Source organism: Nocardia sp. NBC_01388, from assembly GCF_045040085.1.
GTDB lineage: Bacteria > Actinomycetota > Actinomycetes > Mycobacteriales > Mycobacteriaceae > Nocardia.
This window is the reverse complement of the sequence record NZ_CP109553.1, coordinates 3,400,956-3,413,245: the sequence shown is the minus strand read 5'-3', so window position 1 is coordinate 3,413,245 and position 12,290 is coordinate 3,400,956. Positions and strand designations below refer to the sequence as shown.

The following is a 12,290-nucleotide window of genomic DNA, read 5'->3' as shown; positions in this document are numbered from 1 at the left end:
TGCCGGTTTTCGAGCTCTCCGGCTAGCGCGCCGGCGCGGCATCCAGCTCGACCGGTCGGTGGGCGATGCCAGCCCGGCTGGTGAGACCCAGTTTGCGCAGGATGCGACTGAGGTGGTCCTCGACGGTGCGCGGGCTCGGATACAGCTGCGCGGCGATCTCCTTGTTGGTACGACCGCAGGCCGCGAGATCGGCGACTTCACGTTCCCGCTCGGTCAGTTCCCCTGCCCCGCTGACGGTCTGATGCCCCGCCAGGCGTCGTTGCACGGCTGTCGCTTCGACGAGCAATTCGAATGCACCCGCCGCGGTGAAATCCGCACGCGCGGCGGCGATCGCGGCGGTGGCGCGGGTGAAGTCGGTGCGACGCCGAGTCGCCGCCGCAGCAGCCGGGCCAGTTCGCGGGCGTCGGCACCGCTCGGATCACGATCCAGCGCCGCCGTATCGGCGTCGGGGAATTGGTCGAGGATGTCGCGGATCAGCTGCAGCGGTGTCGATTCCTCGAATTCGGTGGCGGGCACCGATACCACCTGGACCGCACGCGCGCCGACCTGTTTCGGCAACTCTCCGAGCAGCCGGGACTTCCCGATGCCCGCTGGACCTTCGACGAGGAATACCCAGGGCCCGTCGGCGGCGCTGTAGACCGCGTCCAAGCTGGTGAGCTCGTGGGCGCGTCCGACGAATGCCTTGATGGCGCGCTCCTCCCGGTCGGTCGGTCCCTTGGCAGCCCAACTTGCGTGGGGTGCAGTCACGGGTCCGGGCCGAATCCGTGGTTTCCCGGATGCTCGCGCGGCGCCGACCGGGTTGGGCGGGCCAGGCAAATCCGGACAAAAGTGTTTAAAGGGATGTGACATCGACGTATTCGACGGCGCCGCGGACTACACCTCCTACGAGGAGACGCTCAACGCGACCACCACCGCATTCCTGTGCCTGGCGCCGAACTTCAAGCAGGCCAGTTGCTATCACGACGCCCCGATGACCGGCTACCAGTACGCCGATGGTGCCTCGAGCGACGCCGGCTTCCGGGTGCTGCAGCGTATCGACGGGCAAGCGGACGAGAACCTGTGCAGCGCGGATGCGGACAATGTGATCACCCTGTCCGATCCGCAGGCGACCTTCTGCCTCGGCGAGCCCCAGGGCTGAGCGCATTTCGCGGTGGCCGGTCGCGAGCAACTCGTGCTCGGACCGGCCCACGCGATCGGCGAGGTCAGTGGACGGGCTGGGCCACCCAGCTCGCGGTGACCATCTGGACTGCGGAACCATCCAGGTCGGCGAGCTTGGTGGAGCTGAATCCGCGGGCCCAGGAGGAGGTTTGGACCCGGAAGGGCGGCTCCTCCGCCGTGAGCGCCTCGATGATCGACGCGGCTGCGCCCTCCGAGGTCTGGGCATTGCGGAACGCGCCCTGGGTGCGTTCGATATAGGACTTCAGGGCGGGGGCGTAGGGACCGGCGGCGGCGAGCAGTCCGGCGATGTCGATCTGCTGGCTGGCCACGAATTCGCTTGCCACCGCGCCGGGTTCGACCACCGTGACGTGCACGCCGACGGTGGCGGCGACCGGTGCGAGCGATTCCATGAAGCCCTCGACCGCGAATTTGGCCGCGCAGTACGCCTCGTTGAAAGGCTGGCCGATCACGCCGCCGACGCTGGTGACGGTGATGAGCCGCCCGCCCGAGGCGCGCAGATGCGGCATGGCGGCATGGGTGACCGCGACAACGCCGAAGTAGTTGACCTCCATGACATTTCGCACCGGATCCAGCCCGGTCTGCTCGATGGTGCCGACGTATCCCGCCCCCGCGTTGTTGATCACGGCATCGAGCCGGCCGTAATCGGCGACAACCTGCTGCACGCAGTGCGCGATCGAGGCGGGATCGGTGACGTCCAAGGCCTCCACGCGGATGAGCCCGGCGACGCCGGCCTCGTTCGCGGCGTCCATCAGCGCGCCCGCTCTGCCGACATCTCGCATGGTGGCAATGGTCTGCCAGCCCGCCCGCGCCGAGGCCACCGCGGCGGCCAGGCCGATACCGGAGGAGGTGCCGGTGATCAGAACGGTGTTCGAGGAGCTCATGGAGCCTCGCTTCCGGGCTTGTCATTCACCACATCGCTGTCGATTACCGACTCTATCCGCCCGGCCGTTTCCTGCCTGGATTCTCCCGTTTTGCGTTGTCCAGGTCGGTACGGCGAGCGGGGAGTGCGGTGGAGGCCGCTGCTCGTCGCCCGCCGCGGTTTCGACGGGGCGTAGGCGGGGCTATTGCCCGGGGCGTAGGACGATGGTGCCCTTGGCTGCTCGATCTTCCAGGAGTTGATGGGCCTGCGCCGCCTGTGCCAGCGGAAGCACCCGATCGACCAGCGGGGTGAGCGAGCCGTCGGCGGCGCGGTCCAGTGCGGCACCGCGCGATCCCGCGACCCAGGCCAGCCAATCCGGCCCGGAGCATCCGACCAGGGTCAGTCCGCGCATGATCAAATCCATGGACGTCACCTGGGCGGGCGCACCGGAGAGGAAGCCGTAGCTGAGCATCCGGCCGCGCAGCGGGGTCATGAGATCCAATAGGGCGAGTGCGGATTCGCCGCCGATGGAGTCGAAGACGACGTCGATCGTTGCGCCGCCGAGAGTTTCGCGCAGTCGCTGCGGCCAGTCCGGATCGAGGTGGTCGATCACCACGTCGGCGCCGAATTTCCTCGCCTGCTCGGCTTTTTCCGGCCCGCCCGCGGTGGCGATGACCCGTGCCGCGCCGTATTCCTTGGCCAGCTGCGTGAGATAGCCGCCGATTCCCGTTGCGGCCGCCTCGATCAGCACTGTCTCGGTGCCGGTCAGCTTGGCGGTCTCCAGCAGCGGAATTGTCACCGATCCGCTCATAGAGAGCGCGGCAGCGTCGACGGACGATACGGCGTCCGGAATCGGGACCGCGGATTCCGCAGGTGCGCAGACGAATTCGGCGTAAGTGCCGAAGGCGTTGCTGGCCACCATGACCCGCTGCCCGACCAATCCCGCATCCGCCCCCGCGCCCACCTCGACGACCACGCCGACCGCCTGCGTACCGAAAACGAACGGCTTCTCCAGCGGGATCGGAAAGGCCCCCGACCGCAGCATGATCTCCGGGTACAGCACCGGAATCGCCTCGCTGCGAATGAGCACCTCGCCCGCCTGCGGATGCGGTGCGGGCACCTCCTCCGGCACCAGGACATCGGGCCCGCCGGTCGCGGTCAATAGGATTGCTTGCATTGAAATACCTCATAACTTGACTTACGGTCCACTTATGCCTCACGACAATATGGACCGCCGGTCAACTTGTCAACGAAAGTCGAGGAAATGCCTGCTGAGCAGCCGCGAGAACGTGCCGACGCCGCCCGCAATCGCCTTGCGATCCTGGCCGCCACCCGCACGCTGCTGGCCGATCACGGCGCCGATGCCATCACCATGGACAAGGTTGCCGCCGCGGCCGGCGTGGGCAAGGGCACCATCTTCCACCGCTTCGGCAGCCGCTCCGGCCTCCTCTACGCCCTGGTGGCCGAACCCGCCGAAACCCTCATGGCCGCCATATCCGAAGGCCCGCCCCCGCTGGGCCCCGGAGCCCCCGCGCCGGCCCGGCTCCTGGCCTTCTTCGACGCCATGACCGTCATGATGGCCGACAATGTAGAACTCATGTCCGCGTACACCAGCGCATCCATCCCCCCGCACCCCCGCACCGCCGAATTCCATGGCACCTGGGACCGTCACATCACCGAACTGCTCCACGAAGTCCGCCCCGACCTGGACGCCGAAGCGGCCGGCCGCCTGCTCTTCAGTTCGGTAGGTTCCGAAGCGGCCCGTGCTATGGCCCGCGCGGGCGAAACCGGCCGCCTCCGCAGCGCAATCCGCACCCTCGTCGAATCGGTACTCCGCCAACCCCTCGAATAGCCGCCGACCAGGAGGCTTCGCCGAATGACGCAACCAACTCTCGGTCGGCGCTTATTCGGTTGCGGGAGAGGGAATCCGGGCACCGATCGGGCTGGACGGTCACGGGTCTCGCTGCTGTTTCGGGAGAGGTGGGTTGACCTTGACGCTACGTCAGGGTTGGAGGGTTGTCGTATGACGAACAACAGCGCTTCTTCTGCGCGGCTTGCGCCGCCGATCGGGGGATTTCACGACGTCGATGGTCGGCGGGTTTTGTGCATCGGCTGGGTAGTGGGGGACCGGCGGTGGTGTTCCTGCCGGGGGCCAGTGCGGTCGGGTTGGATTATTTCGTTGTCCAGCAGCAGGTTTCGCGGTTCACGACTGCTGTGGTGTACGACCGTGGCGGCTCGGGTTACAGCGATCCGCTCCCGCTGCCGTGTACCGCTGCTGCGGTCGCTACGGAGCTGCACGAGTTGCTGCGCGTTCAGAACATCGCTGCGCCATACGTTCTCGCTGCCCATTCGCTCGGAGGGTTCTTCGCGCATCGGTTCGCGCGGCTGTCCCGCGGGATGTGGCTGGGTTGGTCTGGTTGGACGCCCTGCATCTCACGGCGTATCGAGCCGAGCGCTCCTCCGACACAATTTCAGAAACTTAACTATTGAGCAATGGAGAGACTTTGGAACGCTAGGCTGCGACGGTGACCGAGAGTGACCCGACAGCAGCCGCGCCCACCGGCTCGACGGCGCCGCGCGGTGCGCTGGAAGCCGAGATCGGCGCCGACATTCGCGCACTGAGCGCCATTTCGGACCAACTCGGCCATGTGTTCGCTCGGGAGAACAACCTGCGCCCCAATGATTTCCGTGCCCTGATGCACATCTCCACAGCGGAGAACGCCGACCGTCCGCTGACGCCGGGGCAGCTGGGCAAGCTGATGGGAATGTCGTCCGCCGCGGTCACCTACCTGGTGGAACGTCTCATAGAATCCGGCCACCTCCGGCGCGGTTCCGATGCCACCGACCGGCGCCGGGTCATCCTGTACCGCGACGCGTCCGGCCGCGAAGCGGCCGAAGACTTCTTCACCCCGGTAGGCGAGCAGGCGCGCGCGGCCATGAGCGATTTTCCCGAACAGGACCTGCTGGCCACACACCGCGTCCTGACAGCGGTCATCCGCGCTTTGCGCGATCACCACAGCACGCTGACCGATCCGACCTGAGGGCGGGCGCTATCACGGGACGGGAGTACCGCGGTCCGGCAATCGCAGGTCAGGTGTGTCCGGGAGTGCTTGCTACCGCGCGGCGAATGCCCAGACGGCTGCCGGTCTGCCGGTTGCCTTCACTCGAACGCGCTCGCCGGTGCGGGTCAAACCCGGGAGGGCCGCGAGGGTGCGGTTGAGGTTGCCGGGGTCGGGGCGGGTGCCCTCGAGCGCGGCGGTGAGTTCGACCGCGCGGGTGGCGGGGAACTGCTCGCCGACGAGTGGGCGGGTGAATTCGAGGTGCTTCCACAGCATTTCGGCGAAGATCCCGCGCGCGGTGTCGACGATCCGATTGTGATCGAAGGCCAGTGCCGGAATGCGTTCGAACGGAAGCCATTCGGAAGTGTCGGAGTCGTGGTCGGCGATGACCGACCACATGGCGATCGACAGCGTCGGCCCGCGCGGATCGCGATTGGGCTCGTCGAAGGTGGCGAGCTGGCCCACCGCCAGGATGGCCTGTTCGGGGACGCCGAGTTTGGTGTGCACGGCGCGGCGAGCGGCGGCCTCGAGCCGTTCGCCGCGGTGGAGCAGGACGCCGGGCAGGGCGAGGGCGCCGGCGAACGGCTCCCACTCCCGGGGTGCGATACCCACGGTGACGGTCGCGTCGTCGCGGCCGTAGCGCAGGGCGATCACATCGATGGATACTGCGGATTGTTGCTCCACAAGTGGTCAATCATGCCGTAGCCGGGGGAGCGATCGGGTGATCGGCCCGGCGCGGGCTGCGTGCCCGGCCCGGCGCGGGCTGCGTGACCTGCCCGGATCGGGCGCGGCGGTCGGCGCGATCGGGCCCGTGGGCGGTCAGCACCACGGGCACGCCCAGTTCGGCTTCGAGGTAGCCGGGCACGTCGGCGGGCAGGTCCGCGAGCACCGGTGTCGCACCGTTCAGCAGGTCCGTCAGCCGTTGCTGGTGGTCGAGGTCCTGCCACGTGCCGCAGTCGAGCCGGTCGACATGGCCGTCGGCGGTGAGATATCCGGTGGCGGTGCGGATATCGCCGACCGCGTCCACATGGTTCACGACGAGTCCGTCGATGCCACCGCAGGCATCGACCGCGTAGCGCAGCAGGATCGGATCCAGGTGCCCGGTGCGAAATTCGCCCTGATAGGTGCCGGTCCCATTGTGCCGCTCGGGAATTCGCAGCTCCGCAGCCTCGGTCGGGAACGGTCCCGCCCCGTGCCGGGTGAAGTAGCCGCGGGTGATGCCCAGGACGTACCCGGGCGCATCGATCCGAGCCAGCATGGCCCGCGCATGCCGAGGTTCCACCGTGGACCAGGTGGTGTACGGGTGCAGCCCCCGCCATTCGTCGAGCAGCGCCCCCTGCGCGCCCTCGAACACCAGCCGCCCGCTCTCGGCGAAGACGGCCAGCTGATCGCCGGGCAGAATCGCCACGGCCCGAGCGAATTCGGTGTACACGTCGACGAGATCATCGATCGAGTCGTAGCGGTGCCCACTGCCCGCCAAGAGCGGCCGATAGTGCTCCTCCAGTGCGATCAGCTTGCGCCGCAGCACATCCGGCCGCCGGCAATCACCCACCCGCGGCGCGTCGTGCGCGAGCGCGTAGCTCGCCGTTTCCCCGATGCCGATACCGCACGAACCGTGCCGGGACGCACCCCGCGCATCCTCCCGGCAACGGTTGGCGGCCCCGTGGATCGGAGTGGTGAGCAGCGCCCGCTCGTCCACGGACATCAGCGAGAGCGGATCGGGGATGCCGAGCAGCGCCAGCGCGCGGGCCTCGGCGGCCAGCGCGATGGGTTCCACCAGCATGTGCCGCGACAGCAGGGTCGGTACCCGGGAGAAGGTGCCGGACCCGAACTGCCGGAAGGTGTGGTGACGTCCGCCGGCGACCACATTGTGGGCCGCCTGCGCACCGCCGTTGAACCGCACCACGGCGGACACATCCAGGCCCGACTCCGGTGCGCAGAGCCAGTCCACGGTGGCCCCCTTGCCGGCGTCGCCGAACCCGAGGTCCACCACGATCAGGTGGCGATCGCCGAACATTGCGGTCCCCCTTCTAGTTTCCGAAATCGATGTCGTCGTCGCCGGTGGCGGCGGGCAGTGCGCCGACACTGCGGGTGCGCCGCGCCGCGCCGAGGGGAGCGAGCGCTTTGCCGACCGCATCCGCCTCGTCGAGCGAGCCGATGTCCCGCAGATCCGCCAGTCCCGCACCGACATCGATGCGGTCCTCACCGATGCCGATGGTCAGCGCGATGAGTTCGCACACCGCCGCCGGATCGTCCAGGCGCAGGAAGCGTTCGCCGAGCAGTCCACGCCAGTGCTCGGCGATCTCCGGATCCCCGTAGTAGCTGGACTGATTGGGCAGGATGTAGTGCACGTGCCAGCGATCGGCGAGCTCGCGATAGATCGATTCGACCGCGACATCCGCGGACACCTTGTCCCCGATGACATGTCGAATGTGCCGTGATGCCAGCCGCGCCTTGTTCAGCTCATCGCCGACGATGAACAGGTAGCCCTTCTGCCCGCGCTTGTCCCAGGCATCGGTGGCGGTGTGCCGCGCCATGAAATAGGCGGCCAATTCATAACTTTCGGACTTCTGCCCGCCACCGCCGCCCTCCAGCAGGATGAGCCGCAGCTGCTCGTCCATCCGATTGTCGGACTCGAACTGCCCGACCTGCAGCGGAACTCGATCGGTGTCGGCATCGCCGATGCCGCCGAACATGATCTGCGGATCGTCGGCATATCCCTTGCGCTGCAACAGCCCGTGCAGCTTGCCGAGCTTCTCCTGCATGATCCGTGGCACCGCGCCCATCGACCCGGTCACGTCGAACAGTACCGCGATGGGCAGCGAGTTCCCGTGATCGGCCGAATCGCGAGACTCCCGCATTCCCACATTTTTGGGGTCGAGCGACTTGTGCGCCTTCCACTTGTCCCAGGGCACCGACCGCATATCGGCGGTATAGCCGAAATCGTCGAGGCCGCGGGCGGCGCGGAAGGTGCGGGCGGCGTCGTAGGCGCTGTCGTCCCAGTTTCCGTAACCCATTGCTATCACTGTCCTTTCGTGAGCTCGAAGGGCCGGAAGCGGCGCTGTCCGTAAAGCCGGTCGAGCAGGTCGTCGAATTCGCCGAGCAGATCGGCGGCGTCGGGGCGCAGCCGCGCATCGGGCTGCATACAGCCGGCGGCGAAGGCGCGCATTGCGGCGGGCGCGCGATCGCCCAGCATGGTGCGCATCAGCTGATGCGCGAGATACACATCGGTGGCGGGGGAGACCGCCTCGTTGATCTCCGGCGGGTAGTCGAGTGAGCCGAGGGTCGCGGCCGCGGGTGCGCCCGGCCGGGTCGCGAACGACCAGCCCACCAGCACCACACCGTGCAGCCGTGGATGAATGAGCACATTCGCCGGGGAGAGGGCCGTATGCACCCACCCGGCGAGAGCCGCCCCGGACAGACAGCGCAGCAGCCGCCGGTGCATCCAGGCGTAGTCGCGCGCATCCAGCCCGTCCGGGTAGGCGGTGCGCACCTGTTCCAGCGTCACGAATCCCTCGGTGAGCGCATTGAGTACGTTCACGGTCCGGGTTTCGCCCGCGTCCAGATGATCGACGGTATCCACCAGTTCGGGAAAGTACGGTCGCAGCCAGTCGTGCTCCTCGGCCGTCATCGCGAGGTCGCGCAGCGCGTTTCGCTCACCGGCGAGCAGTCTGTTGGCGGCGGAGCGCCGGGGGATTTTCACGACCCGATCGCTGCCGCTGCGATACAGGTCGGTGACCGATCCGCACGCCAGCAGCCTGCCGACCGGATATGTCCCGTGCGCCCCGGTCACGTGCAGGCTCGCGTCATCGAGGTCCAGCCATTGCTTGTACAGCTCGGCCAGTCGCACGAATGCCGCCTTGGCCATATCGGATTCATCGGCTGCCACCCGATCGGGATGAACGGTCGCGGCCAGCCGGTGATACCGGCGCTGTGCGTCCTTGCGGGCGGCGGAATCGGTTGTGGCGCTGCCGAAGAGGTCCTCGGGTCGCTTCGCCGCCCGAATGGCCTGCACCGTGTCCCGCACCGTCGTCATGCGTTTTAGGCTAGTTGACTAAAACATAGAACGCCAGCGATTCGGAAACTTATTGTCGAGAAGACTAGAACTGGCTGGTGATGCATCCACGGCCGGTCGAAGGTCGCTGCCGTCTGGGCTTCGGTGAAGATGCCCATGTGCGCGAACCGATTTGCCGTGTTGAGATAATGTGGCACGGAATCTTTCATCCACTCGACGAGGAGGTCTGGGATGGTCGTCGGTGAATCGGTACCGGACGCCGGGGCGCGATTGGCCGCGCTGCGGAACGGTGGTTGCACCCCCGAGCAGGCGTGGGCGCTGTTCGACGCACTGCCGGCGGTGCGGGTGGAGGAGATCACCACCGGTCGCTGGGGCGGGGACGAACTCGACACCGGGCATCCGTGGCAGGGCGTACTGGTCGAATCCGGCTGGTGTGGAAAGCAGTTCGACGACGCCGACTCCGTGCAACCGCTGCTGTTCGCCGGGCCCGATGGCGAGGTGTTCCCCGTCGACCCGCGCCGGGTGCCGCTCTTCCTGGCCGGAAAGGTGCCGGTCGCAGCGCTGCGCCCGGTGCGCCGCTCGCTCGGCGTACTGCGCCCGCTACTGAGCACCCGCATCCCGCGCGCCCGGCTGCGCAATCTGGAATTCCGCGGAAGGTCCAGTGCCGCAATGATCTACGACCACCTGCCGATCATCGACGTCTTCCGCAAGGTCGATGAGAACACGCTGCTGGGCGTCATGGATATGCGCGGTATGCGAGATCCGTACTTCTTCATCCTCTTCCGCAACCGGTAGCCGTTCGCGGTAAGCGGGCGGCCGGTGTGCGCCTGCGGCCTACCATCGAGAGTGTTGATGGTTGTCGCTCGGGAGGGGTACCCGATGGAACGCACGACCTGTCTTGTCGCCGGGGGTGGACCGGCGGGCATGATCCTGGGATTGCTGCTGGCCCGCGCCGGGGTCGAGGTGACGGTGCTGGAGAAGCACGGTGACTTCCTGCGCGATTTCCGCGGTGACACCGTGCATCCCACCACCCTCGACCTGCTCGATGAGCTCGGGCTGGGCGAGGAATTCGCGAAATTGCCGCAGCGGCGGATGAATTCGGTGCAATTGCCGATCGGCGGCGCGATGGTGACCGCGGCGAGCTTCGGGAACATTCCGGGGCGGCACAAGTACATCGCCATGGTTCCGCAGTGGGATCTGCTGGATCTGCTGGCGCGGGCCGCCGATATCGAACCCACCTTCCGGCTGCGGATGAATACCGAGGTGACGGAATTGGTGCGGGAGGCGGGCCGGGTAGTCGGCGTGCGCTATCGCACCAAAGACGGTGCCACCGGCACGATTCGCGCCGATCTCACGGTGGCGTGCGACGGGCGCGGCTCGATCCTGCGCGCCGCGGCGGGTCTGGGTTCGCATCGGTGGGCCACCCCGTTCGATGTGTGGTGGTTCCGCATCCCGCGCCATGACACCGATCCGGCCGGTGCGGTTCCGGTGCTGACGCAGAATCGTTTCGCCATCATGCTCGATCGGGGTGATTACTGGCAGTGCGCGACTCTCCTCGCGAAGGGCGGTGACCCGGCGCTGCGGCAGCGGCAATCGGTCGAGGTGATCATGCGGAGCCTGGCGGACGCTGTCCCGTGGCTCGCGGACCGGACTGACGTTCTGCGCGACTGGGATCAGGTGCAGCTGCTCGATGTGCAGCTCGACCGCCTCGACCGCTGGTACGCCGACGGACTGCTGTGCCTGGGTGATGCGGCGCACGCCATGTCCCCGGTCGGCGGCGTCGGCATCAATCTGGCGGTACAGGACGCGGTGGCGGCCGCGAGAATCCTTGCGCCGAAACTACTCTCGCGTACCGTCACCGCCGCGGAACTGGCACGTGTGCAGCGCCGTCGCACCCTGCCCACGGTCCTCACGCAGACCGTGCAGCGCATCATCCATGCGCTGCTCGTCGGCCCGGCGGTCGAGGGCCGGCGGAATCTGTCGAATGCCCAGCGCGCACCGCTCGCACTGCGCCTGTTCCGCCGCATCCCACTCGTGCGGGACCTGCCACCGCTCTTCGTCAGCCGCGGCGTCTTGCCCGAGCACGCACCAGATTTCGCCCGCCGCCCACCCGTTCGGTAGCTTCGACGGCTCGCGCGCCCGGTCGGTAGCTTCGGCGGTTCGCGCGCCTGGTCGGTAGCTTCGGCGGTTCGCGCGCCTGGTCGGTAGCTTCGACGGCTCGTCCGCCAGCGGTTCTTCCGCGGCTCGTCCGCGAGCCGATTCGGCGAGTTCAACCTTCGCCCGCCGGTCCTGCTGCTCAGGCTGCCAACGAGCCTGCCGCTGCGGGTCGGTTGCTAGCGCACGCCGCGGGTGCGGAATTGAATGCTGATGCGGGGGCCGACCGGTCGCCGCGTCTTCGGAATCGCGTGTTCCCAGGTGCGCTGGCAGGAGCCACCCATGACGATGAGGTCGCCGTGGCCGAGCGGATATCGGAGGCTCTCGCCACCACCGCGCGGTCGCAGCATGAGCGCTCGCGCGGCGCCGACCGACACGATGGCCACCATGGTGTCGTGCGTGGCTCCCCGGCCGGACGTATCCCCGTGCCACGCAACGCTGTCCATACCGTCGCGGTAGTAGCACAGGCCCGCCGAGGTGAACGGCTCGCCCAGCTCCTGCCGGTAGTGCCGGCTCAGGGCATCGCGCGCGTCGGTCAGCACCGGATCCGGTAGTAGCTGCCCCTCGTCGTAGAAGCATTGCAGGCGGGGCACATCCACCACCCGGTCGTACATCGGCCGGCGATCCGCCCGCCACGGCACATCCGCCGCGAGCCGCTCGAACAGCAGGTCCGCCCCGCTCAACCAGCCGGGCAGCACATCCACCCACGCGCCGTTGCTCAAGACCGTGCGCTGAATTCCGTCCAGCGCACCAACCTCGAGCTCCCCGAATCCATCGAGCAGCGATCCCTGCAATGGCGACGACATGAGATCGAACATACGTTCTATCCAGCAGATGATCAAGCCGACACGGTGTCCCGGGCGGGTCGGCCCGTTAGGCACAGTGAGCGGTCCGCCAGTGTGAGGGTCAGGAACAATCCGGAGGCGACGAGCATGAAGAGCGCGAGATGGTGCAGTCCCGCCGCACCACTGCGGGCGGAGAGGAAGGCGCCGCCCGCGGCGGCGGCGCCCATCGCGCCGGCGTA

General features: G+C 67.8%; 16 protein-coding genes. 6 read left to right on the top strand and 10 right to left on the bottom strand.

Features of this window, described 5'->3' with window-relative positions; genetic code table 11:
* Positions 1-22: 22 nt before the first annotated feature.
* Positions 23-265, bottom strand: coding sequence for a helix-turn-helix transcriptional regulator (locus OG716_RS16855; RefSeq protein ID WP_405138529.1), 243 nt, complete (start codon positions 263-265; stop codon positions 23-25).
* The gene (locus OG716_RS16850; RefSeq protein ID WP_405138528.1) at positions 214-747 is read right to left on the bottom strand and encodes an AAA family ATPase; all 534 of its coding nucleotides are present in this window, start codon (positions 745-747) and stop codon (positions 214-216) included. The genes OG716_RS16855 and OG716_RS16850 overlap by 52 nt, the downstream gene beginning before the upstream one ends.
* A 52-nt stretch (positions 748-799) precedes the next feature.
* Between OG716_RS16850 and OG716_RS16845 the strand changes: the two genes are divergently transcribed.
* A complete protein-coding gene (locus tag OG716_RS16845) occupies positions 800-1,138 on the top strand; it encodes a hypothetical protein (RefSeq protein ID WP_405138527.1) in 339 nt (112 codons plus the stop codon).
* A gap of 64 nt (positions 1,139-1,202) precedes the next feature.
* On the opposite strand, the gene OG716_RS16840 is transcribed toward OG716_RS16845, so the two are convergent.
* The gene (locus OG716_RS16840) at positions 1,203-2,060 is read right to left on the bottom strand and encodes an SDR family oxidoreductase (protein WP_405138526.1); all 858 of its coding nucleotides are present in this window, start codon (positions 2,058-2,060) and stop codon (positions 1,203-1,205) included.
* 180 nt (positions 2,061-2,240) lie between these two features.
* Positions 2,241-3,215, bottom strand: a complete 975-nt coding sequence (locus tag OG716_RS16835) for a zinc-binding alcohol dehydrogenase family protein (protein ID WP_405138525.1) — start codon at positions 3,213-3,215, stop codon at positions 2,241-2,243.
* A gap of 87 nt (positions 3,216-3,302) precedes the next feature.
* Between OG716_RS16835 and OG716_RS16830 the strand changes: the two genes are divergently transcribed.
* From OG716_RS16830 to OG716_RS16820, 3 genes are all read left to right on the top strand, one after another.
* Positions 3,303-3,890, top strand: coding sequence for a TetR/AcrR family transcriptional regulator (locus tag OG716_RS16830; protein WP_405138524.1), 588 nt, complete (start codon positions 3,303-3,305; stop codon positions 3,888-3,890).
* Positions 3,891-4,054: 164 nt separating this feature from the next.
* Positions 4,055-4,528, top strand: a complete 474-nt coding sequence (locus OG716_RS16825) for an alpha/beta fold hydrolase (protein ID WP_405138523.1) — start codon at positions 4,055-4,057, stop codon at positions 4,526-4,528.
* Positions 4,529-4,563: 35 nt separating this feature from the next.
* Positions 4,564-5,079: a MarR family winged helix-turn-helix transcriptional regulator gene (locus OG716_RS16820; RefSeq protein ID WP_405138522.1), complete on the top strand. Its 516-nt coding sequence runs from the start codon at positions 4,564-4,566 to the stop codon at positions 5,077-5,079.
* A 72-nt stretch (positions 5,080-5,151) separates the two neighbouring features.
* Here OG716_RS16820 and OG716_RS16815 read toward each other — a convergent pair whose 3' ends face one another.
* From OG716_RS16815 to OG716_RS16800, 4 genes are read right to left on the bottom strand one after another with little or no spacing between them, the layout of a single operon-like run.
* Positions 5,152-5,781 (bottom strand): NUDIX domain-containing protein, encoded by a 630-nt coding sequence (locus tag OG716_RS16815; RefSeq protein ID WP_405138521.1) that lies wholly within the window; start codon positions 5,779-5,781, stop codon positions 5,152-5,154.
* Between the two features lie 10 nt (positions 5,782-5,791).
* Positions 5,792-7,114 carry an adenylosuccinate synthetase gene (locus OG716_RS16810; RefSeq protein WP_405138520.1) on the bottom strand — a complete coding sequence of 441 codons (1,323 nt, stop codon included), beginning with the start codon at positions 7,112-7,114 and terminating at the stop codon, positions 5,792-5,794.
* Positions 7,115-7,127: 13 nt separating this feature from the next.
* Positions 7,128-8,114, bottom strand: coding sequence for a hypothetical protein (locus tag OG716_RS16805; RefSeq protein WP_405138519.1), 987 nt, complete (start codon positions 8,112-8,114; stop codon positions 7,128-7,130).
* A 5-nt stretch (positions 8,115-8,119) separates the two neighbouring features.
* A complete protein-coding gene (locus OG716_RS16800; RefSeq protein ID WP_405138518.1) occupies positions 8,120-9,133 on the bottom strand; it encodes a J domain-containing protein in 1,014 nt (337 codons plus the stop codon).
* A 210-nt stretch (positions 9,134-9,343) separates the two neighbouring features.
* Between OG716_RS16800 and OG716_RS16795 the strand changes: the two genes are divergently transcribed.
* The gene (locus tag OG716_RS16795; RefSeq protein ID WP_405138517.1) at positions 9,344-9,907 is read left to right on the top strand and encodes a DUF4334 domain-containing protein; all 564 of its coding nucleotides are present in this window, start codon (positions 9,344-9,346) and stop codon (positions 9,905-9,907) included.
* An 84-nt stretch (positions 9,908-9,991) separates the two neighbouring features.
* Positions 9,992-11,233, top strand: a complete 1,242-nt coding sequence (locus OG716_RS16790) for an FAD-dependent oxidoreductase (RefSeq protein WP_405138516.1) — start codon at positions 9,992-9,994, stop codon at positions 11,231-11,233.
* 212 nt (positions 11,234-11,445) lie between these two features.
* Here OG716_RS16790 and OG716_RS16785 read toward each other — a convergent pair whose 3' ends face one another.
* The gene (locus OG716_RS16785; RefSeq protein WP_405138515.1) at positions 11,446-12,072 is read right to left on the bottom strand and encodes an alpha-ketoglutarate-dependent dioxygenase AlkB; all 627 of its coding nucleotides are present in this window, start codon (positions 12,070-12,072) and stop codon (positions 11,446-11,448) included.
* Positions 12,073-12,104: 32 nt separating this feature from the next.
* The gene (locus OG716_RS16780; RefSeq protein WP_405138514.1) at positions 12,105-12,278 is read right to left on the bottom strand and encodes a hypothetical protein; all 174 of its coding nucleotides are present in this window, start codon (positions 12,276-12,278) and stop codon (positions 12,105-12,107) included.
* Between the last annotated feature and the right edge of the window lie 12 nt (positions 12,279-12,290).

What these genes read in the sequence shown, in the direction of transcription:
- OG716_RS16785 (WP_405138515.1), bottom strand. Translation starts at nt 12,072, where the DNA reads ATGTCGTCGCCATTGCAGGGATCGCTGCTCGATGGATTCGGGGAGCTC.
- OG716_RS16835 (WP_405138525.1), bottom strand. Translation starts at nt 3,215, where the DNA reads ATGCAAGCAATCCTATTGACCGCGACCGGCGGGCCCGATGTCCTGGTG.
- OG716_RS16790 (WP_405138516.1), top strand. Translation starts at nt 9,992, where the DNA reads ATGGAACGCACGACCTGTCTTGTCGCCGGGGGTGGACCGGCGGGCATG.
- OG716_RS16780 (WP_405138514.1), bottom strand. Translation starts at nt 12,278, where the DNA reads ATGGGCGCCGCCGCCGCGGGCGGCGCCTTCCTCTCCGCCCGCAGTGGT.
- OG716_RS16840 (WP_405138526.1), bottom strand. Translation starts at nt 2,060, where the DNA reads ATGAGCTCCTCGAACACCGTTCTGATCACCGGCACCTCCTCCGGTATC.
- OG716_RS16805 (WP_405138519.1), bottom strand. Translation starts at nt 8,114, where the DNA reads ATGGGTTACGGAAACTGGGACGACAGCGCCTACGACGCCGCCCGCACC.
- OG716_RS16795 (WP_405138517.1), top strand. Translation starts at nt 9,344, where the DNA reads ATGGTCGTCGGTGAATCGGTACCGGACGCCGGGGCGCGATTGGCCGCG.
- OG716_RS16810 (WP_405138520.1), bottom strand. Translation starts at nt 7,114, where the DNA reads ATGTTCGGCGATCGCCACCTGATCGTGGTGGACCTCGGGTTCGGCGAC.
- OG716_RS16830 (WP_405138524.1), top strand. Translation starts at nt 3,303, where the DNA reads ATGCCTGCTGAGCAGCCGCGAGAACGTGCCGACGCCGCCCGCAATCGC.
- OG716_RS16800 (WP_405138518.1), bottom strand. Translation starts at nt 9,133, where the DNA reads ATGACGACGGTGCGGGACACGGTGCAGGCCATTCGGGCGGCGAAGCGA.